The organism is Streptomyces sp. NPDC032721, from assembly GCF_055579625.1.
Map to the genome: position 1 here is coordinate 797,820 of NZ_JBVIMX010000001.1, position 25,379 is coordinate 823,198.

Below are 25,379 nucleotides of genomic sequence, written 5' to 3' on the forward strand. Positions count from 1 at the left end.
GGGGGGGGGGGGGGGGGGGGGGGGGGGGGGGGGGGGGGGGGGGGGGGGGGGTGGGGGGGGAGGGGGGGGGGGGGGGGGGGGGAGGGGGGGGGGGGGGGGGGGGGGCGCCCCCCCCCCCCCCCCCCGCCGCCCGTACGTGGTCCTGGCCCGCCGGATCGGCGCGGCCCGGAACGGATCAGCGGCGTACGGCCGTGACCGTCCCCCTGCCCGCTCCCGCCGCTGAACCGGCAACCGCATCGCGGGAGTTGGGGCGTGCGGCGCCCGGCATCCGCAACGCAAGATCCTCCTGGGGTTTTCCCCAGTGCTCTCTTGCGGTCAACCGCAGTGCGATCAGCCCAACTTGAAGACCGGACCCGTCGATGCGTGCATCACGCACTCGTTGGGGTACGTCTTCCCGAACACCATCCGGCGGCCGTCCCAGTTGCCGTACGCGAGGGCGGTCACGGGCCGGTAGATCATCGGGCAGGCGACGTCGGCGCGCTTGATCTTCGAGATGTCGCCGTCGACCGCGTCCAGCTTGCGGCACGCCTTGTGGGGGGTCGGGTGCCCGGCGTCGTGACCGCTGGCGCGCCCCGAGCGGGGCGGGCAGCGCAGGAGGGTGCCCTTGGCGCTGTTGACGCTGCGGGGGTCCTCTCCCTCGACGACCAGGAGGTACATCCAGTTGCCGGGCCGGGCCTGGCTCGTGGCCTGCGTCTGGGGCTGGGTCTCGGTCGGGACCAGGGTCTCGTTCTGGGCCTGGGCGGTGGCGCCGCTCGCTCCGGCGAGGAGTGCCGCCGTCGCCATGACGCCGACGAGGGTCTTGCGCACTGCTGTCCGTACTGCCGACATGTCCGTCATGTCTGTCACCGTTCTCTGCACGGGTGCGCGCGGGCGGATGCCCGCGCCGGTGCGTGCATCGGCACGTGGCGGTACGGCACTTGACGGCCAATAGGCCGAATGGCCCAGCGGTCAGCTGTCAGCTGTCGGAGAGCCGGAAGGACATCTGGCCGAAGCTCACCTGGTCACCGTCGTTGACGACGGCGGTGCCCGTCACCCGGCGACCGTTGACACAGGTGCCGTTCGTCGAGCCGAGGTCGCGGAGCATCCAGACGCCGTCCTGGAGGAGGAGTTCGGCATGCCGGCGCGAGACGGTCTCGTGGCTGAGCCGAAGCCCGCTGCCCAACTCGCGGCCGATCCGCAGCGGGAGGGGTCCCGGCTCGGGGAACAGCAGCTTGGGCAGCTTCTCGGAGGTCCACGCCCTGCGCAGCCGTACGGTGAACGCGGAGGCCCGGCTCACCGCCCCGAACATCCTGCGGGACCAGCGTCCGTCGGTCTCCAGACCGGAGGTGACCGCGGCCAGATCGGCGGACCGGCGGGCGGCGAGGGCCAGTTCCATCCGGTACAGAAACGTGTCGTGGGACAACCTGCCTTGGGCGGCACCCTCGCGCAGCACGGCGAGCGCGCGGTCCCGTTCGGCATCGGAGACTCGCGCCGAGTACGTCGGCGGCTCGTAGGGGGGCGTCACGGGAAGATTGTCGGGCGGGAACGGGTGGGTGTCCAGCAGGGGGTTGACCTGCAGCACGGGTGTTACGTGCGGGGGGGCGGTTGACGTCCACCGGTGGGCCACTGCCCGCACACCCCCTGTCCTTTGAGCCGGGCTCGCGGGCAGGGGGAGACGGGCCGGCGGTCCCCACCGGCATCTAGTTGGCGTGGTTGAGGACGTTCCCGTTGACGCAGTGGTTCACGGCGTCGCCCACCCAGGGGCTGCCCACGGGAACAACGGCCAGTTCCTGAAAACAGACAGCGGCAGCAGAAAACGCCCAGTTGTTCGCGGCGTTGATGCCTGCCCCGAAGTTGCTGTCGTCATCGGCGTGAGCGGGGGCAGCAAGGGCAACGCCGGCAAGGGCGAGCACAGTGATTGCGGCGATCTTCTTCATGCTTCGGAGAACGACAGACTCGGTCGTCAGGCACGGTCCCGTCACTCGAATACCAAACACGGGAGAGGGCCCGATATGACGCGAGTCCGGCTGCCGCCCTCACCATGGTCTTCAAGCACGTGGAGTCCGCCCCGACGCGCTGGCGCGCGACCTCACCGCACCCCACCTCGTCGAACGCCCCGAGGCAGGCGCCGTATGACCACGATGCCAGAATGCGTCGATGACCAGCGCAAAAGAAGTAGTCCACCAGTTCCTTCTGCAGGTGCGATCGGGACTGCACCCCGACCGGGCCGATCGCTACATGGCCGACCGGGTCCAGGCACACCAAGTCGTCTCGGAAGCACCGGTGGTCGTGGAGCGAACCCCGCAGCAGTACACCGAGCACGTTCAGGAGATGCTCGACGCCTACGGCACCTTCACGCTGAGCGTGGACGAACTCCTTGCCGACGGTGACCGGGTCTACGCCCGCTGGACCCAGGTCGGCCAACACATCGGACCGATCGACCAGTACCCGCCCACCGGCACCCAACTCACCGCGATGACCAGTGCGGTCTACCGCGTCGTGGACGGCCTGATCGTCGAGTACTGGATCCAGATCGACCGGCAGGGCATCACCACTCAGCTGGAACGAGCCGCTGCCGAGCACTGATCCAGGACTCGATCCACAGATCTCGACAATTGCTCGTGTGACCGGCGCTTGGGCGACTTGGGTGCGAATGCCGTCGACATCGAGCACGTCCTCTGTAGCCCCCCAGCAGAACGCCCCGCCCCTGGAGCCCCTTTGTCCATAACCTTCCGCCCCCTCACCACCCCCACCGAGCTCGGCCTCTTCAACCAGCTCTCCTACTCTCTCGACCACGAACTGGCCGACGACCTCGCCCAGGGCCGCCGCATCCCCTCCTGGATGTGGGTGGCCCTCCACGACGACGGGCGCGTGCTCGCCCGCATCGCCTGGTGGACGGGGGGCGAAGGAGGCGCCCCACAGGCCCTCGACTTCTTCGATCTCGACGACTCCCTCCCCGAGGACGAACGCCTCGCGGTCGGACGGGAGTTGTTCCGCCGGGCAGCAGGCGCCGTGCTGCCCGAGAAGGTGGAGGAGTGGCCCGAGTTCGGGCGGTTCGTGCCCGGTGACTGGCGCGACGACCCCGACGTACGAGGGGCCGTCGAGGCCCGGATGCGCGTACTGGAGGAGACCGGGGCCCGGTTCCTCGTGGAGCGGCTGCGGCTGGAGTGGCGGCCGGGGACTCCCGTCGCCGAGCCCACCGGACGGCTCGTCTTCCGGAACGTACGGGACCGCGAGGACCTCCTCGCGCTCATGACGCCCGTCATGGAAGGCACCCTCGACGCACACGGCCAGGCCGACCTGGCGACCGGGCTCAGCGCCCGCCAGGCGGCGGAGCTGCACTACGACGACGAGTTCGCCCACTTCACGTCACCGCAGGCCTGGTGGCGGATCGCCGAGCTCGCCGACAGCGGTGAGCCGGTGGGCTTCGTCGTGCCCGCCAGGAACAGGTACAACCCGATCATCGCCTACCTCGGCGTACTGCCCGCCCACCGCGGCAACGGCTACATCGACGAGATCCTCGCCGAGGGCACCCGCGTACTGGTCGCGGAGGACGTGCCGCGCATCCGTGCCGCCACCGACCTCGCCAACGTCCCCATGGCGAAGGCCTTCGCGCGGGCCGGTTACGTCAACTTCGAGCGGGCGCTCAACATGACGTGGAGCGGATGAAGCGCTTCGGCCCCGTACCCGCCCCCTTCCCGGCACCCGTCCCCACGCGGCGGCGCAGGTCGCTCACCGAAGTGGCGAGTACGGCGGCCGCGGCCGCGGACCCGAACAGCCACCGGAACGGTGGCAGCGGCGTGTAGTCGAGCTGTTCCGCGGCCACCATCCGCGTACGGTCCGCCCGGTCGTGCACCACGGTCAGGGTGTCCCCGACGGTGAGACCGTCGGGGGTGTCCCCGTAGATCTCGGGCACCTCGGCGACAGCGGTCGCGGCGTCCTCGTAGCGGACGGTGATCTTCTCCGGCCAGTGGGAGCGCCCACCCTGGGTCACCTCGGTGACCCGGGCCCGCGCGGTCCGGCCGTTCCGGTCCAGGTCGTGGACCAGCAGCAGGTCGCCGACCATCCCGTACGTGACCCCGCCCAGCAGGACGAGCGAGCCGGTCGCCAGGAGCGCCGACCGCCAGGTGCGGAGCCTGCCCGGCACCGGGCGTCCCCAGCGGCGGCAGTACTCCCGCATCGCGGCCGCCTCCGCCTCCGTGAGGGGTTCTGTACGCCGGTGTTTGCCCATTCTCGCGAGGCTATGCGGCGTTCTGTACCGGTCGGGCGGCCGAACGTCCCGAATCGGACGGGCCGTAAGTCCGTTTTCGGCTGCCCGCTGCACGAATCGGCGGGACGGATCGGCCGGGGCTGTCGCACCATGGGGCAACGGAGGACCTGTCGCCGACGAGAGGGGCCGTCAGTGCTGTTCGAGGTGTGGGCACCGGAAGCCGAGGAGCGGGTCACCCTGCATCTGGCGGGGAGTGGCCGGGGCAAGGGGGCGGGGGCCGCTGTCGCCGGTCGTCCCATGGAGCGTGATCCGCGGCGCGCCGGCTGGTGGACCGTGCTCGCCGACGCGGTGGAGGGCAGCCGGTACGGGTTCGCGCTCGACGACGGGCCCGTGCTCCCCGACCCCCGCTCGCGCCGCCAGCCCGACGGGCCCGACGGCCTCAGCGCGGTCGTGGACCCCGACTCCTTCGTGCGGAGCGCCGGATGGGCGGGCCGCCCGCTCAAGGGCGCCGTGCTGTACGAGCTGCACATCGGCACGTACACCCGCGAGGGCACCTTCGACGCGGCCGCCGAGCGGCTCTCGCACCTGGTCCAGCTGGGCATCACCCACGTCGAGCTGATGCCGGTCTGCCCGTTCCCCGGTACGCACGGGTGGGGGTACGAGGGGGTTTCCCTGTGGGCGGTGCACGAGCCGTACGGCGGACCCGCCGGGCTGAAACGGTTCGTCGACGCGGCGCACGAGCTGGGGCTCGGCGTCGTACTGGACGTGGTGCACAACCACCTCGGCCCGTCCGGCAACTACCTCCCCCTGTTCGGGCCGTACTTCACGGACACCCACCACACCCCCTGGGGTTCGGCGGTGAACCTCGACGCGCCCGGCTCCGACGAAGTGCGCACGTATTTGCGCGAGTCGGCACTGTCGTGGCTGCGGGACTACCGCCTCGACGGGTTGCGACTGGACGCCGTGCACGCCCTCGCGGACACCCGGGCGACGCACTTCCTGGAGGAGCTGTCGGCCGCCGTGGACCAGCTGGCCGACGAGTTGCACCGGCCGCTCTTCCTGATCGCGGAGTCGGATCTCGGCGACCCGCGCACCACCACCCCGCGCGCCTCGGGCGGCCTCGGTCTCCACGCGCAGTGGAACGACGACTTCCACCACGCCCTGCACACCGCCCTCACCGGCGAGTCCCAGGGCTACTACGCGGACTTCGCCCGGGACCCGCTCCGGGCGCTCACCAAGACCCTGACGGGGGCGTTCTTCCACGACGGCACGTACTCGTCGTTCAGGGGCCGTACGCACGGCCGCCGCGTCGACCGTACGACGACGCCCGCGCGCCGTTTCCTCGCGTACTCCCAGACCCACGACCAGATCGGCAACCGGGCCCTGGGCGACCGGCTCTCGGCGTCCCTCTCCCCCGGGCTGCTGGCCTGCGCGGCGGCGCTCGTGCTGACGAGTCCGTTCACGCCGATGCTGTTCATGGGCGAGGAGTGGGGGGCGCGCACCCCGTGGCAGTTCTTCACCGACCACACCGATCCGGAGCTCGCGGAGGCGGTACGTCGCGGCAGGCGGCGGGAGTTCGCACAGCACGGCTGGGCCGAGGAGGACGTGCCCGACCCGCAGGACCCGCGCACCAGGGAGCGGTCCTGCCTGGACTGGTCGGAGCCGGACAGTGAGCCCCACGCGCGCGTGCTGGCCTGGTACCGCGAGCTGATCGCACTGCGCCACGCCCACCCGGACCTGGCCGACCAGGACCTGGCGGCGGTACGGGCCGCTCACGCGACGAACGGGGCCGGGCGCTGGATCGCGTACCGCAGGGGCGACATCAGGGTCGCGGTGAACCTCGCCAAGGACTCGGCGGCCATCGCCCTGGGCCGCAACGGCCGCACCCGGGTGCTGGCGGCCTGGGAGCCGGTGGAGGCGCCGGGGACGGACGGCGTGCTGGTGCTGCCCCCTGAGTCGTGCGTGGTGCTGGGGAGCTGACGCCGTACGGCCTCTTGGCGCTGAGGGGGGAGCTGGCGCCCTTGACCTCGTGTGCGCTCCAACGGGTACCCTGCGCCGCGATCACGGAGGGGAATCCATTGAAGCAGCGACACCTGGGCCGTACCGGACTCATGGTCAGCGAACTGTGCCTCGGCGCACTGACCTTCACCGACGGCGAGGGCGAGGCCGAGTCGCACCGTGTGCTCGACACGTTCGCCGAAGCGGGCGGCACCTTCATCGACACGGCAGACATGTACGGGCGGGGCGTCTCCGAGGAGGTGCTCGGCCGCTGGCTGAAGGGGCGGCGCCGGGACGACCTGGTCATCGCCACCAAGGTCTGGGGGCGGATGGGCGACGGGGCCAACGACAGCGGTCTGAGCCGCAAGCACATCCTGTCGGCGGTGGAGGCCAGTCTGCGGCGGCTCGGCACCGACTACATCGACCTCTACCAGACGCACATCTGGGACGCGACGACGCCCGTCGAGGAGACCCTGTCCACCCTCGACTCGCTGGTCAGGGCGGGCAAGGTCCGCTACCTCGGCGCGAGCAACATCACGCCGGCCAAGCTCCAGAAGGCGCAGGACACGGCCCGGCAGCACGGCTGGGAGACGTACAGCGCCCTCCAGCCGCTCTACAACCTGCTCCACCGCGAGGTGGAGTGGGAACTCGGCCCCCTGTGCGACGAGGAGGGCATCGGAATGATCCCCTTCAAGCCGTTGCAGGGCGGCTGGCTCACGGGGAAGTACCGGCGCGGGCTCACCTCCGTACCGGAGGACTCGCGCGAGGCGCAGTTCCAGCAGATCTCCGGCAAGGAGCAGTGGCGCGAGCGGGACAACGAGGAGACCTGGCGGGTCGTCGACGCCCTCCTGGAGATCGCCGGGGAGGCGGGGCGGACGCCTTCGCAGGTGGCGCTGCGGTGGCTGATGGCCCGGCAGGCGGTGAGCGCGCCGATCGTCGGGGCACGCACGGCCGAGCAGCTCACCGAGAACATGGGCGTCGTGGGCTGGGAGCTGACGGCGGAGCAGACGGCGAGGCTGGACTCGGCGAGCGCACGGCCGGTGCCGTACCCGTACGACTTCCTGCGCAGCGTCACCGAGCGCAATTAGCGACGGGCGACCGGCGACAAGCAGCCGTACGAGCGCGGGTTCCGGTGCGGCAGGCGCCCTGAAGCGGCTGCCGCACCCTCCTCCCTACCGGTACGAAGCGCCCCACGGGTAGAACATCAGCGCCAGCACGGCCACCAGCACACCGAGGATCACCACGGTCGCCACCCAGTCCCTGCTGCCGCCGCGCCGCCGCCCCTCGGGCCAGGCCCGCCAGGCGTCGGGCTGTGCCCGTACGCGCTTCTTGCGGCGGCCCAGGCGGCGGCCCTGTCGCCGGGTGGCCTCCTCGTCCTCGCGGCGCAGCCGCTCCGCGACCATACGGGCGCGGGCGGACGGCTCCTTGGGAGCCTGGGCCCTGATCCTGGCCTCGCTGTCCTCCTCGAACCGCTGCCACACATCGTCGGGAAGAGAAGGTTCCCCTTCCGCTCCCTCGGCCCCCTCGGCCAGTGGTCTGTCGCTCACCGCACAGTTCCTCTCGGACAGACGCATCCGTTGTCGAATGCGCGCGCGAGATCCTATAGCCGGTCACCGACAGCCCGACATCGAGGGAAGAAAGCGGGAGCTACCGCCCCAACTCACCCTCGGTGCGGGCTTTTCGGCGGCGGTCCAGTGCTCTCCCTCGGTTCCAGGTGCGGGAGTTCGCCCTGGAGGCTGCGTACCGGGGCACCGTCGACGACGGCGAGCAGTTCCTGTGCGGCGAGCCGGCCGAAGGCGGGGGTGTCGCGGACGAGGGCGGTGAGCCGGGGGTGGGTGACCCGGCAGAGGGCGGAGTCGTCCCACGCGACGATCGACACCTCCCCGGGGACCGAGAAGCCGCGTCCGGCGGCGACCGAGGCGCCCGCGACGGCCATCACGTCGTTGTCGTAGACGATGGCGGTCGGGCGGGTGCACGGCGGTTCGTCCAGGATGCGGCGGGTGGCTTCGGCGCCCTCCGCGTCGGAGTAGTCGGTGGCCACCGAGCGGACCTCGCGCGCGTCGAGGTCGCGGCGGGCGGCCTCCGCGCGCAGCGACACGATGCGCCGCTCGGTGTGCGCGAGGCCGCGCATGCCCGCGACGTGCACGATGCGCCGGTGGCCGAGGGAGTGCAGGTGGTCCAGTACGGAAGCCATGGCACCCGAGTCGTCGGCCCAGACGTTCGAAACCGGCAACGGGGTTTCGGCGTGGTGCTCGTCGGCCTCCAGACCGCCGATGACGACGGCGGGCAGGCCGAGCGAGGCGAGCAGGGCGGGGCGCGGGTCCTCGACCCTGGGGTCCACGACGAGGACGCCGTCCACCCGCCGCTCGGCCCACCAGCGGCGCAGTACGGCGAGTTCGGTGTCGAGGTCCTCCACCACCTGGAAGAGCAGGGCCACTTGGCGCGCGGACAGCGTCTCCTGGATGCCCGACACCAGTTGGAGGAAGAAGGACTCCACGCCGAGGGTGTGGGCGGGACGGGCGAGGACGAGTCCGGCACAGCCCGCACGTTCGCCGGAGAGCGCGCGGGCGGCGCTGTTGGCCTGCCAGCCGAGTTCCTCGGCCACCCTGCGCACCCGCGCGCGCGTGCCCGGGGAGACCCCCGGGCGGTCGTTGAGGGCGAAGGAGACCGCACTCTCGGAGACACCGGCGCGGCGCGCGATGTCCTTCATGGTGGGCCTGCGGGCCGGCCGGGGCCGGATGCCGTCGCCCGACGCGGCTGTGGTCATGGAGCGGCTGTCCTCTCGTGCGACTGTGCGTGGTCCCGGCCGACCGTCCTGACCAGCGCCCGGCAGCTGCCGGGCGGGGTGTCGGCGGGCGGGTGCGGAGCGAAGCGGACTTCGGCCGTGCCGTCCGCCGGGGCGTCGACGACGCACTTGCGAGGGCCGTCCGGCCGCCAACTACCGTACGGGGAAACCAAGATGGCCTCACAGCGGAGGTCGCTGCGCGGCGCGTGGAACAGGACGGGCAGTCGCGCGCCCAGGGCCGGCGACTCCACCCCGGCTACTTCCACCCCGACCACGTCACCTCCACCCCCTCCGGCCCCACCCGCACCAGCACCTCGCACGTGGCCCACTCGTTCCCCAAGTGCCTTCACAGCAGGCCGAGTAGCAAGCTAAACCGCATTAGCGATCACTCGGCTAAACCGCATTAGCGCGGAGAAGCATTACCGCGCACCACATGCCGTGTCAACTCCCTGCTCAACCGCTTTAGTCCAGCTCAGAGACTCTCAACAATCAACGCCTGCACGCCTGTTGACGCCACTGACTCCGCCGCTCCATTGTGTGTTCCGCAATCCGGCAGTGTGGCCGGTGCGAAGAGGAGGAACGACGATGTCCCGTGGGCGCCTGTCCCGCATCTCCATCGCCACCGCCATGGCGGCAGCCCTGATGTCGACGGCTGCCTGCGGCATGAGCGGCAGCGGCTCTGACAACGATGCCAAGCAGCCCGAGAAGTCGGGCAAGGTGTCCGGCGAGATCACCTTCCGCACGCTCCAGCTCAAGCCGACCTTCACCACGTACGTCCAGGGCGTGATCGACGCGTTCGAGAAGAAGTACCCGGACGTCAAGATCAAGTGGGAGGACGTGCCGGGCGAGGGCTACAACGAGAAGCTGGTCGCCGACGCCCAGGCCGGTGCCCTGCCGGACGTGGTCAACCTCAACACCGACTCCTTCCAACTCCTCGCGGACCGGGGCATGTTGGCGGACGTCGCCAAGCTGGACCCGGCGGTGCAGAAGGAGTACGTGCCGGGCGCCTGGGACCAGTACAAGCTTCCCAAGAAGGAGGGCGTGTTCGCGTACCCCTGGTACGTGACGCCGGAGATCCTCACGTACAACAAGGAGCTCTTCGCCAAGGCCGGCCTGGACGTGAACAAGCCGCCGACGACGGTGGAGCAGTTCTTCGACTACGCGGAGCAGATCACCGAGAAGTCGGGCGGCAAGTTCTCGGCGTTCATGGCCGATCCCAAGTCCCGGCTGCCCGGTGACTGGCAGAAGATGGGCGTGCCGATCCTCAACGGCGCCAAGGACAAGTTCACCTTCGACACCCCGAAGGCGATCTCCTGGATCGAGCGGATGAAGGAGCTGTACGCCAAGGGCGCCATGCCCAAGGAGTCGCTCACCAAGTCCGACGACATCAGCCAGCTCTACGGCGCGGACAAGCTCGTCTTCGGCCCCGGCTCCCCCGGCTTCATCCGCGACGTGAAGCAGAACGCGCCCAAGGTGTACGCGAAGACGCAGGTGCAGAAGGCGGTCACCGGCACGCTCGGCCACATCGGCATCTACACGCAGTCGCTCGGCGTCCGCAAGGACACCAAGTCCCCCGACGCGGCAGCCGAGTTCGCGAAGTGGGTGACCAACGGACCCAACCAGGTCGCCTTCTCCAAGGAGGTCGCGATCTACCCGTCGAACGCGAAGGGCCTGGCCGACCCGTACTTCGCCGACAAGGGCGACGGCAAGGACCCGGAGACCCTGGCACGGGCGCTCGGCGCGGAGGAGCTGAAGGAGGCGCAGCTCGACGCGAACACCCCGGTCGAGTGGACCAGCCAGATCGGTGACGCGGTGGTCCTGGAGATGCAGAAGGCGATCAAGGGCGAGACGGACGCCAAGACCGCGCTGGCCAAGGCGCAGGACGAGGCCAACAAGATCCTGGCCCAGCAGGCCAAGCAGAAGAAGAAGTAGGCGGCGGACCGCTCATGTCACAGATCACCGGTACGGGGCCCGGCCCCGGCCAGGGTGGCGGCGGTACGGGCGCCGGGCCCCGCGCGGGATTCGCCGCGCGGGGCGGCGGCGGCCCGTCGTCCGGCCGGTCGTCCGGCCCCTCGCCCGACGCCTCGCCGGACCCCTCCGCCACCCCACCTCGCAAGGCCTCCGGCAAGCGCGAGGCCCGGCGGCTCAAGCGGGCCATGGGCGCGGAAACGGGGCTGGTGCACCGCCGCTGGTGGGCGCCGTACCTCTTCCTGCTGCCGGGGCTCGCCCTGGTGGTGCTGTTCAGTCTCTGGCCGTTCGTCAATACGGTCATCCTTTCGCTGACGGACGCTCAGATCCTGCGCGGCGGCGACTTCGTGGGGTTCGAGAACTACGGGCGCGCGCTGGCGGACGACACCTTCTGGCTGGCCCTGTTCAACAGCGTGCTCTACACGGTCGTGGTGGTGCCGTGCCTGGTGTTCCTGCCGCTGGCGCTCGCCGTGCTCGTACAGAAGAAGGTCCCCGGCATCGGCTTCTTCCGGTCCGCCTTCTACACACCGGTGATCGCCTCGGCGGTGGTCGTCGGGCTGATGTGGCAGTGGATCCTGCGCAGTGACGGGCTGATCAACACCGTCTTCCAGAAGCTGAGCCTGATCAGCGAGCCGATCCCGTTCCTCACCGACTCCACGATGCTGCTGGTCTCGGCGATGATCGTGACGGTCTGGAAGGGCCTCGGCTACTACATGGTCTTCTACCTGGCCGCGCTCGGGAACGTACCGACGTCCCTCTACGAGGCTGCGGCGATCGACGGGGCGGGGCCTGTGCGGCGCTTCTTCAGCATCACCGTACCGAGCGTGAAACCGATGATGCTGCTGGTCGGAACGCTGTCCGCGATCTCCGCGCTCCGGGTGTTCACGGAGATCTACATCCTGGGCGGCGAGAGCGGCGGCCCCGGCGGCGGCTCCCGGACGCTGCCGTTCCTGATCCGTCAGGTGGGCCTCGGCTTCGCCGGCGAGACGGGGTACGCGGCAGCCATCTCGATCCTGCTGTTCCTGCTCACGCTGGTGTTCAGCCTGCTGGGGCACCGTCTCTCGAAGGGTGACGAGAGTTGAGCACCACCACCAGTGCTCCCGGGACCGGGCCAAGGTCCGCCACGGGTGCCTCTGCCTCTGCCGCCCCTGTCCCCGAGCGCCGCCCGCGCAAGCGGCTGCGTCCCGGGCTGGTCGGCCGCTACCTCACGCTCGTACTGATGCTGGTCGTCATGCTCGGCCCGATCGTCTGGCAGTTCCTGACCTCGCTGAAGGGGCGCGGCGAGAACGTCTACGCGGGCGTGCTGCCGAGCGATCCGACGCTGGACAACTTCGTCCGGGTCGCGGACGCCTTCCCGCTCTTCCAGTACGTCGGCAACACACTGATCGTGGCCGCGCTCGCCATCACCTCCAACTGCCTGTTCGCCGCGATGGGCGGGTACGCGCTGTCGCGGGCCGGGTGGCGGGGGCGCAAGACGGTCTTCACGGTGCTGGTGGCGACGCTGATGTTCCCGTTCGAGTCCGTGATGATCTCGATGTTCCTGACGGTCCGTGAGATGGGTCTGGTGGACACCCTGATCGGGGTGTGGCTGCCGGGCGCGGTGTCGGTGCTCAACCTGATGATCATGCGCGCGGCCTTCCTCGCCGTACCCAAGGAGGTGGAAGAGGCGGCGGTGCTCGACGGGGCGAACGAGTGGCAGCGGTTCAGGCGGGTGTTCCTGCCAAGTGCCAAGGGGGCGCTGGCAGTTGTCTGCATCACCAGCTTCATGGGTGCGTGGGACGACTTCCTGTGGCCGCTCATCGTCCTCACCAACAGCGACAACTACACGCTTCAGCTCGGCCTGAAAACGCTGGCCGGGGCGACGACCGTGAACGACCAGCGGCTGATCGCGGCCGGGGCGATGGCGGCGCTGCTGCCGATGATGCTGATGTTCTTCGCGCTCCAGAGGTACTTCTTCAAGGGGGTGGGCGAGGGGGCCATCAAGACGTGACGCGGGCGGTGTCGCGCCGCCATGCCCTGTCCTGAGCCTGCCCCTGCCCGCGCTGCCATGTCCTGCCCCTCCCCGCTCTGTCCTGTCCTGTCCTGATCCTTCCGACCAAGGGATGCCCGTTCCATGGGAGACGTACGTCCGCGACCGCGCTTCGGTGTCAACTACACGCCCGCCGTGGGGTGGTTCCACCACTGGCTCGACTTCGATCTCGACGAGGTGAGGCGCGACTTCGACTCGCTGGCCGCCCTCGGCATCGACCACGTCCGCGCCTTCGCCCTCTGGCCGCTCTTCCAGCCGAACCGGACACTGATCCGGGCCCGCGCGGTGGAGCAACTGGGGCAGCTGGTCGACGCGGCGGGCGAACGCGGGCTCGACGTATCGGTGGACGCGGTCCAGGGGCACCTGTCCAGCTTCGACTTCGTACCGTCGTGGCTGGCGACCTGGCACCGGCGGAACATGTTCACGGACGTGAACGTGGTGGAGGCCGAGGCACGGTACGTGGAGACCCTCGCCGCATCGCTCGCCGAGCGGCCGAACTTCATCGGAATGACGCTCGGCAACGAGGTCAACCAGTTCTCGGGCTGGCCGCACCCGGACCCGGACCCGTGCACGTACGAGCAGGCGGGGCGCTGGCTGGAGCGGCTGCTCGACGCGTGCGAGAAGGGTGCGCCGGGGAAGCTGCACACCCACTCCGAGTACGACGCGGTGTGGTTCCAGCCGGGCCATCCCTTCACCCCGGCGCACGCGTCGCGGCTCGGCGGTGCGACGACGATCCACTCGTGGGTCTTCAACGGCACGGCGCAGCGCCACGGACGCGACGGCGCGGCGACCGTCCACCACGCGGAGTACCTGATCGAACTGTCCCGGGCGTGGGCGGAGCCGGGGCGTCCGGTGTGGTTGCAGGAGGTGGGGGCACCGGCCCCGCTGATTCCCGCCGAGCATGTGGCGGAATTCGTGTCCGCGACCGTAGAGAACGCCCTGACCTGCGAGGACCTCTACGGCATTACCTGGTGGTGCTCGCACGACGTCTCGCGCGAACTGGCGGACTTCCCGGAGCTGGAGTACTCGCTGGGCCTGCTCACCAACGCCCGCGAGGTCAAGCCGGCGGGGCGCGTGCTGGCGGAGATCGCGGCAGGCGTACGGGGCGGAGGGGGCCCGGCTCCGGTCCGGCGGACCACGGCGCTCGTCCTCGACGTGGGCGACTCGGACACGGCACCGGGCCGCGGGGTGTGCGCACCGGGAGGCGCCTTCTACGAGGCATGGGCGCGCCTGGCCGCGGACGGCGTCCGGGCGACGGCGGTACTGGCGGACCTGGCGTCGGACGCGGGGCATCCGGCGGGACGGGGGATCGAGGAGGTGGTGGGGGTGGACGAGGTCCGCTGAGCGACGAACGGCGTTTCCCCGGCGGCACGGCGGGCAGCGCCTACTCGAACGCCCCCGTCCCTCAGCCGCACCCCGACGGACCGCACCTCCGATGGCCCGCCCCTCAGCCGCCGCACCCCCGACGGCCCGACTCCGCCACCCCACTCCCGGCAGCCCACCCACACACACTCGGAGCCACCCTCATGCACGACGACCGCAGCATCGTGGAACACCGTCTCCGGCGGGTACTCGGGGAACGCATCCGCCCCGCGATCCGCTCCCGCTCCACTCCCCTGACCATCGAGCGCTGGGAGGCTCCGGGTGAGCCGGTGCCCGTCGCCGAGGGGCTGGCCGCCGTGTACGAGCCGGCGGCTGCCGGTCAGGCGTGGGGTCCGGCCTGGGGCACCACCTGGTTCAGGGTCACCGGGCGGGTGCCCGCCGAGTGGGCGGGCCGGACCGTCGAGGCGGTCATCGACCTCGGGTTCGACCGGCAGATGCCGGGCTTCCAGTGCGAGGGCCTGATCTACCGGCCGGACGGCGAGGCGGTCAAGGCGCTCAACCCGCGCAACGACTGGGTCCGCGTCGGAGCCGGGCCTGACGGTGTCGCCGAGGGCGGCGAGGAGGTGCTGCTGTACGTGGAGGCGTCGTCGAACCCGATCCTGGTCGACCACGCGCCGACGTACGAGGGCGACCGGCTCACCGCGCAGAGCCACCCCCTCTACCGCATCGAGCGGATGGACCTGACCGTCTTCGAGACCGAAGTCTGGGAGCTGGTGCAGGACTTGGAGGTGCTCGACTCGCTGATGCGCAACCTGCCGGGGGACGACGCCCGCCGCTACGAGATCCTGCGCGCGCTCGAACGCGCCCTGGACGCGGTCGACCTAGCCGACGTCGCGGGCACCGCCGCCCGCGCCCGTACCGAACTGACCGAGGTCCTCGCCGCCCCCGCCAACCGGTCCGCGCACCGGATCAGCGCGGTCGGCCACGCGCACATCGACTCGGCATGGCTGTGGCCGCTGCGCGAGACGGTGCGGAAGGTGGCGCGCACCTCCTCCAACATGGTCCATCTGATGGACGACCACCCGGAGTTCGTGTTCGCGATGTCGCAGGCGCAGCAGCTCGCCTGGATCAAGGAACACCGGCCTGAGGTGTTCGCGAAGGTCAAGAAGAAGATCGCGGGCGGGCAGTTCGTGCCGGTCGGCGGCATGTGGGTGGAGTCGGACACCAACATGGTCGGCGGGGAGGCGATGGCACGTCAGTTCCTGTACGGCAAGAAGTTCTTCATGGACGAGTTCGGTATCGAGACCAACGAGGTCTGGCTGCCGGACTCCTTCGGGTACACGGCGGCGATGCCGCAGCTCGTGAAGCTGTCGGGGTCGAAGTGGTTCCTGACGCAGAAGATCTCGTGGTCGCAGATCAACAAGTTCCCGCACCACACCTTCTGGTGGGAGGGCATCGACGGCACCCGGGTCTTCACCCACTTCCCGCCGGTCGACACCTACAACTCCGACCTGGGCGGCGAGCAGATGGCGCACGCCGCGAGCAACTACCGCGAGAAGGGCCGGGGTTCGCGGTCGCTGGCTCCCTTCGGGTGGGGTGACGGCGGTGGCGGTCCCACGCGCGAGATGCTGGCGCGGGCGGAGCGGCTGCGTGACCTGGAGGGCTCCCCGAAGGTGACGGTCGAGAAGCCGTCCGCCTTCTTCGCCAAGGCGGAGGCCGAGTACCCGGACGCCCCGGTGTGGGCGGGCGAGCTCTATCTGGAGCTGCACCGGGGCACGTACACCTCCCAGGCCAAGACCAAGCAGGGCAACCGGCACAGCGAGTCGCTGCTCCGCGAGGCCGAGCTCTGGGCGTCGACGGCGGCGGTCCGCGTCCCCGGATACACCTATCCCCAGGCGGAGTTGGAGCGGATCTGGAAGACGGTGCTGCTGCACCAGTTCCACGACATCCTGCCCGGTTCGTCGATCGCCTGGGTACACCGCGAGGCCCGTGAGACGTACGCCCGGATCCGTACCGAGCTGGAGTCGATCACGCTCGCCGCGCAGACCGCACTCGCGGGCCGGGGGACGGCGGAAGTCGTCTTCAACTCGGCGCCGCACGACCGCCGTTCGGTCCCTGCGGGCGGCGCATCGACCTCCCCCGCCCGTACGACGGCGCCGGTCACGGCCGTTGCCCGCGACGGAGGTTTCGAGCTCGCCAACGGCCTGCTGCGGATCGTCGTCGACGGCCGGGGCCTGGTCGTCTCGGCGTACGACATCGGCGCCCGCCGGGAATCGGTGGCGCCGGGGCTGGCCGCGAACCTCCTCCAGATCCACCCGGACTTCCCGAACATGTGGGACGCCTGGGACATCGACGAGTTCTACCGCCACAACGTCACCGACCTGACGGACCTCGACTCCCTCGAACTGATCACGTCCGACGACGACTTGGCGACCCTCACCGTCGTCCGCTCCTTCGGCGACGCGGGCTCCTCGGTCACCCAGCGGCTCACCCTCCGCTCGGGCGCCAAGGTGCTCGACATCGAGACGGACGTCGACTGGCGGGAGACGGAGAAGTTCCTCAAGGCGGCGTTCCCGCTGGACGTGAAGGCGGACCGGTCGGCGGCCGAGACCCAGTTCGGCCACGTCTTCCGGGCGACCCACACCAACACCTCGTGGGAGGCCGCCAAGTTCGAGATCTGCGCGCACCGCTGGATCCAGGTCGAGGAGCCGGGCTGGGGCGCGGCGGTCGTCAACGACTCCACGTACGGCCACGACGTCACCCGCGACATGCGCGCGGACGGCGGCCAAACCACCACCGTGCGCCTCTCCCTGCTCCGCGCCCCCCGCTACCCCGACCCGGAGACCGACCAGGGCACCCACCGGCTGCGCTTCGCGCTGGCCCCCGGCGCCACGGTCACCGACGCGGTCCGCGAGGGCCACTGGATCAACCTCCCGGAGCGTACGGTCACGGGCGGCTCGGGCGCCCCGGTCGCCCCGCTCTTCACGGTCGACGACGACCGCATCGTCGTCGAGGCGGTGAAGCTGGCGGAGGACGGCAGCGGGGACGTGGTCGTACGGCTCTACGAGTCGGGCGGCGGCCGGGCCACCGGCACCCTGACGGCCGGCTTCCCGGCGGCCACGGTCACGGAGACGGACCTGCTGGAGCGTCCGCTCGCCGACGCACCGGCGTACGCGCTGAGTACGGAGGGCGGGGTGGAGCTGTCGCTGCGCCCGTTCCAGATCCTGACGCTGCGGGTGGCGCGGGCCTAGGACCCGCCGATCGTGTGGTGTGGGCCCCACGCGCGGCAGCGTGCAGAGGGGTCCGCACCACACTCCCCGGCTTCAGCGCGCCCGTCCCAGCTCCTTCCTGAAGAGCTCCAGCACGTTCCCGCCGAGGACCTTGCGGAGGGTCTCCTCCGGCAGGCCGCGCCCGACCAGCGCCTCCGTGACCAGCGGCAGTCCGCTCGGCCCCTTCAGTCCGGGCAGCGAGAGCAGGAAGTCCTCCGGTATCTCCTCCTCGCAGCAGCGCGGCATCGTGTCGTGGTCGACCTCCTCGATGAAGTCGGCGCCGATGCCCACGTGGTCGGGGCCCACCACGTCCAGGACGTGCAGGAAGTGGTCGGCGAGGCGGTCCACCGTCTGCTCTGCCGGGCTCGCACCGACGAACTCCGGGAAGAAGTTCACGCAGACCGTGCCGCCGGTGGCGGCGATGGAGCGCAGCTGGTCGTCGGTCAGGTTGCGGTGGTGGTCGCGCAGGGCGCGGGCGGAGGAGTGGGTGGCCATCACGGGGCGGGTGGCCAGTTCCGTGACGTGGGCGACGCCGGAGGCGTTCAGGTGCGAGACGTCGTAGATCATGCCGAGGCTTTCCATGATCCTCAGAGCCTCGACGCCCGCTTCGGTGAGGCGGCTGCCGGTGGCGTCCTCGCCGCTGCCGTCGGCCAGTGGCGTGCGGCTCCAGTGGGCGAGGGAGGCCACTCGTACCCCCAGCCGGAAGAGGGTGGGGAAGAGCTCCACGCTCGCGTCGACGCCCGGGGCGCTCTCCAGGGCGAGGACGAGGGCGATCTTCCCGGCGGCGTGCGCGGCGTCGATGTCGTCGCCGTCGAGGCAGAGGCGTACGGAGTCCTGGTTGCCCTCGGCGAGGGTGTGCGCGCACTCGATCATGCGGAGGGTCTGGCGGAGGGCGCCCTCGGGACGGTACTCGTCGCCGATGAAGACCGGGAGCACCTGGAGGTTCACTCCGCCCTCGTGGAGCTGCGGCAGCCAGCGCTCGCGGAAGAAGCTCGCCCAGCGCCTCGGGGGACGGGCGGTGACGGCTATCAGGAGGTCGTTGTGGGCGTCCGCGACGACCGAGCGGCGGTGGAGCTCAAGGGTGCTTGGATCAAGGGGCATGGGAGCAAAGGGTAGGCGCGCCCGGCGGGCGGGTCGACAGGTATTTCTCACACTTCTCTGACCTCGCCTTCTTCCCGGAAAAACGGCTCTGAGCTGCGGATATGCCATTCGTACCAGTCCTGCGCACGGCCTTGATCAAGGGGCTCGGAGAGGTAGGGTCGGGGGTCTCCGACACCTCGTCCACCTCGCTGGGGCACCGCTGTGCCCACGCGCGGGTGCCCCGTGTCGGTCGTACGCCAGCCGCCGCCCCGCTCCCGGAAGTAGGCACCTCACTGTGGCCGACCAGCCGTTCACGCACCTGCACGTTCACACCCAGTACTCGCTCCTGGACGGTGCGGCCCGGCTCAAGGACATGTTCAAGGCGTGCGGCGACATGGGGATGTCGCACATCGCCATGACCGACCACGGCAATCTGCACGGGGCGTACGACTTCTTCCATCAGGCGAAGAAGGCGGAGATCACCCCGATCATCGGCATCGAGGCGTATCTCGCGCCGGAGTCGCGGCGGCACAACAAGCCGGTGAAGTGGGGTGCGCCGCACCAGAAGGGCGACGATGTCGCGGGTGCGGGCGCGTACACGCACATGACGATGTGGGCGCGGAACAACACCGGTCTGCACAACCTCTTCCGCGCCCAGTCCCGGGCCAGCCTGGAGGGCTTCTTCCGCAAGCCGCGCATGGACCGCGAGCTGCTGGCCGAGTACGGCGAGGGCCTGATGGCGACCACCGGATGCCCGTCCGGCGAAATCTCCACCAAGATCCGGCTCGGCCAGCTCGACGAGGCGATCAAGGCGGCGGGCGAGTTCCAGGACATCTTCGGCAAGGAGAACTTCTTCGTCGAGCTGATGGACCACGACATCGACATCGACCGGCGGGCCCGCTCCGGTCTCCTCGAAGTCGCGAAGAAGATCCAGGCGCCGTTCGTCGTCACCAACGACTCGCACTACACGTACGCGAACGAGGCCGCCGCGCACGACACCCTGCTCTGCATCCAGACCGGGTCGAACATCGCCGACCAGGACCGGTTCCGCTTCGACGGCTCCGGCTACCACCTCAAGACCGCCGCCGAGATGTACGCGATCGACTCGTCGGACGCCTGGCTGGAGGGCTGCCGCAACACCCAGCTCCTCATCGCCGACCGGGTGGACACCTCCGGCATGTTCGAGCCGAAGAACCTGATGCCGAAGTTCGACGTGCCCGAGGGGTACGACGAGGTGTCGTGGTTCCGCGAGGAAGTGCGCATCGGCATGAACCGGCGCTTCAACGGCAACGTCCCGCAGGACCGCCAGGAGCTCGCCGACTACGAGATGGGCATCATCATCGAGATGGGCTTCCCGGGGTACTTCCTCGTGGTCGCCGACTTCATCATGTGGGCCAAGAACAACGGCATCGCGGTCGGCCCGGGCCGAGGCTCCGCGGCCGGTTCGATCGTCGCGTACGCCATGGGCATCACCGACCTCGACCCCGTCCCGCACGGGCTGATCTTCGAGCGGTTCCTCAACCCCGAGCGCGTCTCCATGCCCGATGTCGACATCGACTTCGACGAGCGCAGGCGCGGTGAGGTGATCCGGTACGTCACCGAGAAGTACGGCGCCGACAAGGTCGCCATGATCGGCACGTACGGCACCATCAAGGCGAAGAACGCCATCAAGGACTCGGCCCGCGTGCTGGGCTACCCGTACGCGATGGGCGACCGCATCACCAAGGCGATGCCCGCCGACGTCATGGGCAAGGGCATCGACCTCAACGGCATCACCGACCCCAAGCACCCCCGCTACAGCGAGGCGGGCGAGGTGCGCGGGATGTACGAGAACGAGCCCGACGTCAAGAAGGTCATCGACACGGCGCGCGGCATCGAGGGCCTGGTCCGCCAGATGGGCGTGCACGCGGCCGGCGTCATCATGTCGAGCGAGCCGGTCATCGACCACGCCCCGGTCTTCTCGCCCAAGAACGACGGCGTGGTCGTCACCCAGTGGGACTACCCGAGCTGCGAGTCGCTCGGCCTCCTCAAGATGGACTTCCTGGGCCTGCGCAACCTGACGATCATGCAGGACGCCCAGAAGGCCATCAAGGCGAACAAGGGCATCGACCTGGAGCTCCTCTCGCTCCCGCTCGACGACGGTCCGACGTACGACCTGCTGGCGCGCGGCGACACCCTGGGCGTGTTCCAGTTCGACGGCGGCCCGATGCGGTCCCTGCTGCGCCTGATGAAGCCCGACAACTTCGAGGACATTTCCGCCGTGTCGGCGCTCTACCGGCCAGGCCCGATGGGAATGAACTCCCACACCAACTACGCCCTGCGCAAGAACAAGCAGCAGGAAATCACCCCGATCCACCCGGAGTTGGAGGAGCCGCTCTCCGAAGTCCTGGGCATCACCTACGGCCTGGTGGTGTATCAGGAGCAGGTGCAGAAGGCGGCCCAGGTCCTCGCGGGCTACTCCCTGGGCCAGGCAGACCTCCTGCGCCGCGCCATGGGCAAGAAGAAGAAGGAAGTCCTCGACAAGGAGTTCGTCCCCTTCCAGCAGGGCTGCCGGGAGCGCGGCTACTCCGACGAGGCGATCCAGGCGGTGTGGGACGTCCTGGTCCCCTTCGCGGGCTACGCGTTCAACAAGGCGCACTCGGCGGCGTACGGCCTGGTCTCCTACTGGACGGCCTACCTCAAGGCCAACTACCCCGCCGAATACATGGCCGGCCTCCTCACGTCCGTCAAGGACGACAAGGACAAAATGGCCCTGTACCTGAACGAGTGCCGCCGCATGGGCATCAAGGTGCTCCCGCCGGACGTGAACGAGTCGGCGGGCAACTTCACCCCGCAGGGCGACGACGTGATCGTCTTCGGCCTCACCGCGGTCCGCAACGTCGGCCAGAACGTCGTCGACTCGATCGTCAAGTGCCGCAAGGCGAAGGGCAAGTACTCCTCCTTCCCCGACTACCTCGACAAGGTCGAATCGGTCGTCTGCAACAAGCGCACGACGGAATCCCTCATCAAGGCGGGCGCCTTCGACGCGATGGGCCACACCCGCAAGGGTCTGTCGGCCGTCTTCGAGAACATGGTCGACGCGGTCGTCCAGGTGAAGCGCAAGGAGGCCGAGGGCCAGTTCGACCTCTTCGGCGACCTGGGTACGGAAGGCCCCGACGACTCCCCCGGCTTCGGCCTCGACACCCCCATCGGGGACATCGAGTGGGACAAGTCGTTCCTGCTCGCCCAGGAACGCGAAATGCTCGGCCTGTACGTCTCCGACCACCCGCTCTTCGGCCTGGAACACGTACTCTCCGACAAGTCCGACGCGGCGATCGCCCAGCTCACCAGCGGCGACTTCTCGGACGGCGCGGTCGTCACGATCGGCGGCCTGATCACCGGCCTGCAACGCAAGATGACCAAGCAGGGCAACGCCTGGGCCATCGCCACGGTGGAGGACCTGGCGGGCTCCATCGAGTGCATGTTCTTCCCCGCCACCTACCAGCTCATCTCGACCCAACTGGTCGAGGACACCGTCGTGTTCGTCAAGGGCCGCCTCGACAAGCGCGAGGACATCCCCCGCCTGGTCGCGATGGAACTCCAGGTCCCCGACATCTCGGACGCGGGCACCAACGCCCCCGTGGTCCTCACCATCCCCACCGTCAAGGTCACCCCACCCATGGTCGGCAAACTCGGCGAGATCCTCTCCCACCACAGGGGCGACACAGAGGTCCGCATCAAGCTCCAGGGCCCCCGCAAGACGACGGTCCTGCGCCTGGACCGCCACCGGGTAAAGGCGGACCCGGCACTCTTCGGCGACCTGAAGGTCCTACTGGGCCCGTCCTGCCTCCTATAGCCCGAAGGTGAGGGGCCCCTACAGCCCCCTGAAGCGGGCCCCTCACCCCAGCACCACCCGCCCGGCAATCACCCGCGCACACTCCTCCGGCCCACTGTGCGTGGTGTCGACCTCAAGGTCGTACGCCACCCCGTCATGCACCAACTCGGCCTGCGCGGCAGCCATTCCATCGATCCGGTCCCCCCGCGCGGCCTCCCGCTCCACAGCGACAGCGACCTCGCACCGCACCCCCACCCACAGCACCTCGACATCACCCCCGATCGCCTTGAGCCACCGCTCCTGCGACCCGGCACCCCCGAGAAACACCTCGTCGACCACCACACCGGCCCCGGCCCGCGCCATCGCCACGACCCCGGCGATCCACGCCTCCTCCAGCCGCCGGAACTCGTCCCCGACGACAACTCCCCCGTCGTCGCCGAACCCGATCCCCGCATCCCCTTCCCGCAGGGACGCGGGCAGCGCGTCGACAAAGGTGTCCAGACTGAGCGACAGCCACGACCCCGGCAACACTGCCTGCAAACTCCGGACGATGCTGGACTTCCCGGAACTGGACCCACCGTTGAGCACGATCATCTGCGTCTTCACGGCGCCAAGGTAGGCGCCCTCGCGCCATTCACACCAGGCAATTCTCTCCGTAGTCGGGTCGGAACCCGCTCAGCCGGTCCGCGACCCGGATCAGCCACTCGGACATCGTGCAGGCCTCCGGAGGCTCCACTTCCATTCCCAGTTCCGCCGCGCCCACGGCAAGGTCGGGTTCATCCAGGCCAAGGGCGCTCAGTTCCCGGAGTTCGCCGACGAGCCGGGCCACGAGCGTGCGTTCCGTCGTGTCGCCGTAGTCGTCGACCGCTGCATCGTGGTCGCCGAACTCGTCGGGCATGTCCTGCGAGAACCATCCGCCGAGAAACTGCGCCAGCTCGGGAAACCCGGCGTGCCACTCCCAGTGGGTTTCCGGGAGCCGTACGGGCGGCGGCACCTCACCGTCCTCGATGCTGCGCCGGACGTGACCTGCCACGACGAGCAGCCACTGCTCGACGTCCGCGACGGGCACCCCGGTGTCCGGCAGCGGGTAGAACTCCCCCAGTCGGCGTCATCGGCCGGCTGGCCGACGTACGCATGCTGCGCTGCCGGGTCCCGTCGCAGCACCACGCGCGCGGCCCGCACGTCCACCGGCCCACGACCGGCGAAGATCATGGCCTGGAGCAGCACACGGCCGACCGGATCCACGCGAGACGGCCAGGCCCCTTCAGTGACCAGGCGCCGACGGGTGCCCTGAGCCAGCCAGCGGTGAATGGCCTGTTCGTTACGGTTGACCACTTCCTGGGTGGCCCATTGGGCGGTTTCCCGGTCAGGGTAGGTGGCGGAGCGGGTGAGCACAGGGGCCTCTCGAACAGCGGGTCAGATGGGCATGAATGCCCAGATCAGTGTCACTTCTGTGTCATTCACAGCGATCAGCCCGGCGTCCCAACCGTATCGGCTGAACGGATGCATCCCGTCGATGGCCTGTTCGTAAAAGTCCGGCTCGTTCCCCTTCCATCCAACGTTGGAGTAGAAGCGAGTGCCCTCGCCGAAACGCGCCATGATCACCTCGGCTCGGCCCTCCATCGCCGGTCGTCGTTCCTGCCACCGGTGTGTCCTGCGGACGTCCCAGCCGACGATCCCGAGCAGAACGAGAAGGGAGGGGACCGAAACCCGCGGAAGCTCCCTCACCGGCGGGCGGTAGTGCTCCGTTCCCTCCAGGACGGGGATGGTCGCCTCCCAGGGGAAGAGCGGATCTGCCAGGCGCTCCGGTTCCTCGGCGTCCGGATCCACCGACTTCCACCCACGCGGGTCCTGCGTCTCGCCTCGAATGACCGCGATGACATCGAGCCACCACTCGGCGTGCGCGCGCGGTGCGACCCGGACCAAGGTGTAACTGGCCTCGTAAAGTTCGAGTGCATCGGCCCACTGCTCAGCACTGAGATCTTCCATGGGTTGCTCCTCTACTCAGGTGCTGAAGTGAAGACGACAAAGGGTGGATCGAGATTCTCGTCGTACTTGAGGCGAGTGGTCACACCATGAGCGTCCTCGACCGGAGCGGGGGTCCTCTTGTCGATCTGCCCTGAGGTCCGACCCGTTACCTCAGACCCACCGAACGGCCCCTTGGTCGACACCGTGGCGACTTGGCGTGAATTCACTTCCCGCTTTCGTAACGTCACCGCTGAGGTTCCGCCACGCCTTGACCATGTCGAACTTCGACGAGCACTCACGGGCTCAGGCCGAGTGGCAGGTCGTTGCCCCTTACGGGCCGCACCCCAGCCCTGCAGCACAGCCCGGTGGGCCGCCGCGCAAGTGGCATGGCCGCTGACCACACGCGCATGGAGCAGGTCTGCAGGGCCTCCAAGGTCCTAGGCGGAGTTGTCCCACCGGTCGAGTTCGTCGACGAACACCCGGCGGGCTTCCCCCTCCCAGGTCAGCACGACTTTCTCCACACGTCCGTACGGAAGCTCACAAATCGGCAAAGTTGCTGCGCGATGCGGCTTCCGGCGCAGCAGCGGTGTGCGGCGTCGAGAGGGCATCCACCTCGGCCTTGATGTCCACGTCTGCCCGGACCCGCCGGAACTGCTGCATGACTTCCAGTTCGTGCGCCGTGAAGCCTCCCTCGCTCAGACGCACGGCCTGTGCCAGCTTCTTCAGCGATTCACGAATGCGTACGGCATCCTCCGCCGCCTCCCGGTGGCGCGCCCGGTATTCATCTGCGGCTGAGCCGCGCCACCGAGTCTCCATCTGGTCGACAATCGCGTCCATGCGCCGCACTTGCCCGTCGAGGTATTCCTGCATGCCGTCGAGGTCGTTGGCGAGCCTGGTCAGCTTCGTGGCCTCAACTTCGAGGCGCTGCCGGCGGTCACCGTCCCCCATGGATTCCC

22 protein-coding genes and 1 pseudogene are annotated in these 25,379 nt (G+C 69.6%); 10 read left to right on the forward strand and 13 right to left on the reverse strand.

All coding sequences use genetic code 11. The features are described 5' to 3' along the window. Positions 1–330 precede the first annotated feature (330 nt). From ACZ5PB_RS03390 to ACZ5PB_RS03400, 3 genes are all read right to left on the reverse strand, one after another. Complete coding sequence (locus ACZ5PB_RS03390; protein ID WP_468687347.1) at positions 331–837, reverse strand: SSI family serine proteinase inhibitor; 507 nt, start codon at positions 835–837, stop codon at positions 331–333. Between the two features lie 118 nt (positions 838–955). Beyond that, positions 956–1,504 carry an FHA domain-containing protein gene (locus ACZ5PB_RS03395; protein WP_468687349.1) on the reverse strand — a complete coding sequence of 183 codons (549 nt, stop codon included), beginning with the start codon at positions 1,502–1,504 and terminating at the stop codon, positions 956–958. A gap of 175 nt (positions 1,505–1,679) precedes the next feature. Continuing rightward, a complete protein-coding gene (locus tag ACZ5PB_RS03400; RefSeq protein WP_468687351.1) occupies positions 1,680–1,916 on the reverse strand; it encodes a hypothetical protein in 237 nt (78 codons plus the stop codon). A 220-nt stretch (positions 1,917–2,136) separates the two neighbouring features. Here ACZ5PB_RS03400 and ACZ5PB_RS03405 point away from each other — a divergent pair, with 220 nt between their 5' ends. Beyond that, positions 2,137–2,565, forward strand: a complete 429-nt coding sequence (locus ACZ5PB_RS03405; RefSeq protein ID WP_468687353.1) for an ester cyclase — start codon at positions 2,137–2,139, stop codon at positions 2,563–2,565. Positions 2,566–2,703: 138 nt separating this feature from the next. Then, complete coding sequence (locus ACZ5PB_RS03410; protein WP_468688262.1) at positions 2,704–3,648, forward strand: GNAT family N-acetyltransferase; 945 nt, start codon at positions 2,704–2,706, stop codon at positions 3,646–3,648. Here the strand turns inward: ACZ5PB_RS03410 and ACZ5PB_RS03415 are convergent. Then, a complete protein-coding gene (locus ACZ5PB_RS03415; protein WP_468687354.1) occupies positions 3,626–4,210 on the reverse strand; it encodes a DUF3592 domain-containing protein in 585 nt (194 codons plus the stop codon). The two genes, ACZ5PB_RS03410 and ACZ5PB_RS03415, sit on opposite strands and share 23 nt — an antisense overlap. A 171-nt stretch (positions 4,211–4,381) precedes the next feature. Here ACZ5PB_RS03415 and treZ point away from each other — a divergent pair, with 171 nt between their 5' ends. Together treZ and ACZ5PB_RS03425 are read left to right on the forward strand one after the other, a co-directional pair. Continuing rightward, a complete protein-coding gene (gene treZ, locus ACZ5PB_RS03420; protein ID WP_468687356.1) occupies positions 4,382–6,169 on the forward strand; it encodes a malto-oligosyltrehalose trehalohydrolase in 1,788 nt (595 codons plus the stop codon). Between the two features lie 98 nt (positions 6,170–6,267). After that, the gene (locus tag ACZ5PB_RS03425) at positions 6,268–7,275 is read left to right on the forward strand and encodes an aldo/keto reductase (protein WP_468687358.1); all 1,008 of its coding nucleotides are present in this window, start codon (positions 6,268–6,270) and stop codon (positions 7,273–7,275) included. An 84-nt stretch (positions 7,276–7,359) separates the two neighbouring features. Here the strand turns inward: ACZ5PB_RS03425 and ACZ5PB_RS03430 are convergent, their stop codons facing one another. The 3 genes from ACZ5PB_RS03430 to ACZ5PB_RS03440 form a co-directional block, all read right to left on the reverse strand. Next, positions 7,360–7,734, reverse strand: coding sequence for a hypothetical protein (locus tag ACZ5PB_RS03430; protein ID WP_468687360.1), 375 nt, complete (start codon positions 7,732–7,734; stop codon positions 7,360–7,362). Between the two features lie 113 nt (positions 7,735–7,847). Continuing rightward, positions 7,848–8,954 (reverse strand): LacI family DNA-binding transcriptional regulator, encoded by a 1,107-nt coding sequence (locus ACZ5PB_RS03435; protein WP_468687362.1) that lies wholly within the window; start codon positions 8,952–8,954, stop codon positions 7,848–7,850. Next, positions 8,951–9,247 carry a hypothetical protein gene (locus ACZ5PB_RS03440; protein WP_468687364.1) on the reverse strand — a complete coding sequence of 99 codons (297 nt, stop codon included), beginning with the start codon at positions 9,245–9,247 and terminating at the stop codon, positions 8,951–8,953. Before ACZ5PB_RS03440 ends, ACZ5PB_RS03435 begins: the two co-directional genes overlap by 4 nt. A gap of 310 nt (positions 9,248–9,557) precedes the next feature. On the opposite strand from ACZ5PB_RS03440, the gene ACZ5PB_RS03445 reads away from it, so the two are divergent. From ACZ5PB_RS03445 to ACZ5PB_RS03465, 5 genes are all read left to right on the forward strand, one after another. Next, a complete protein-coding gene (locus tag ACZ5PB_RS03445) occupies positions 9,558–10,904 on the forward strand; it encodes an ABC transporter substrate-binding protein (RefSeq protein WP_468687366.1) in 1,347 nt (448 codons plus the stop codon). Positions 10,905–11,209: 305 nt separating this feature from the next. Beyond that, a complete protein-coding gene (locus tag ACZ5PB_RS03450; protein ID WP_468688263.1) occupies positions 11,210–12,022 on the forward strand; it encodes a carbohydrate ABC transporter permease in 813 nt (270 codons plus the stop codon). Next, positions 12,019–12,930 carry a carbohydrate ABC transporter permease gene (locus tag ACZ5PB_RS03455; protein WP_468687368.1) on the forward strand — a complete coding sequence of 304 codons (912 nt, stop codon included), beginning with the start codon at positions 12,019–12,021 and terminating at the stop codon, positions 12,928–12,930. The genes ACZ5PB_RS03450 and ACZ5PB_RS03455 overlap by 4 nt, the downstream gene beginning before the upstream one ends. Positions 12,931–13,053: 123 nt before the next feature. Then, the gene (locus tag ACZ5PB_RS03460) at positions 13,054–14,313 is read left to right on the forward strand and encodes a glycoside hydrolase 5 family protein (RefSeq protein ID WP_468687370.1); all 1,260 of its coding nucleotides are present in this window, start codon (positions 13,054–13,056) and stop codon (positions 14,311–14,313) included. Between the two features lie 182 nt (positions 14,314–14,495). Next, positions 14,496–17,543: an alpha-mannosidase gene (locus ACZ5PB_RS03465; protein ID WP_468687372.1), complete on the forward strand. Its 3,048-nt coding sequence runs from the start codon at positions 14,496–14,498 to the stop codon at positions 17,541–17,543. Between the two features lie 72 nt (positions 17,544–17,615). On the opposite strand, the gene ACZ5PB_RS03470 is transcribed toward ACZ5PB_RS03465, so the two are convergent. Continuing rightward, on the reverse strand, positions 17,616–18,662 hold the full coding sequence (locus ACZ5PB_RS03470; protein WP_468687373.1) for a dipeptidase: 1,047 nt from the start codon (positions 18,660–18,662) through the stop codon (positions 17,616–17,618). Positions 18,663–18,936: 274 nt separating this feature from the next. On the opposite strand from ACZ5PB_RS03470, the gene dnaE reads away from it, so the two are divergent. Beyond that, complete coding sequence (dnaE, locus tag ACZ5PB_RS03475) at positions 18,937–22,476, forward strand: DNA polymerase III subunit alpha (RefSeq protein ID WP_468687375.1); 3,540 nt, start codon at positions 18,937–18,939, stop codon at positions 22,474–22,476. Between the two features lie 42 nt (positions 22,477–22,518). On the opposite strand, the gene cpt is transcribed toward dnaE, so the two are convergent. The 5 genes and pseudogenes from cpt to ACZ5PB_RS03500 all read right to left on the reverse strand — a co-directional run bounded on the left by cpt (position 22,519) and on the right by ACZ5PB_RS03500 (position 25,371). Beyond that, complete coding sequence (gene cpt / locus ACZ5PB_RS03480; protein ID WP_468688264.1) at positions 22,519–23,049, reverse strand: chloramphenicol phosphotransferase CPT; 531 nt, start codon at positions 23,047–23,049, stop codon at positions 22,519–22,521. 40 nt (positions 23,050–23,089) lie between these two features. Continuing rightward, positions 23,090–23,524, reverse strand: a complete 435-nt coding sequence (locus ACZ5PB_RS03485) for a contact-dependent growth inhibition system immunity protein (protein WP_468687377.1) — start codon at positions 23,522–23,524, stop codon at positions 23,090–23,092. 56 nt (positions 23,525–23,580) lie between these two features. Next, a pseudogene (locus ACZ5PB_RS03490) lies at positions 23,581–23,850 on the reverse strand (RNase A-like domain-containing protein); the annotation flags it as partial. A 21-nt stretch (positions 23,851–23,871) separates the two neighbouring features. Continuing rightward, positions 23,872–24,444: a hypothetical protein gene (locus tag ACZ5PB_RS03495; protein ID WP_468687378.1), complete on the reverse strand. Its 573-nt coding sequence runs from the start codon at positions 24,442–24,444 to the stop codon at positions 23,872–23,874. Positions 24,445–24,960: 516 nt separating this feature from the next. After that, positions 24,961–25,371: a WXG100 family type VII secretion target gene (locus tag ACZ5PB_RS03500; protein WP_468687380.1), complete on the reverse strand. Its 411-nt coding sequence runs from the start codon at positions 25,369–25,371 to the stop codon at positions 24,961–24,963. Between the last annotated feature and the right edge of the window lie 8 nt (positions 25,372–25,379).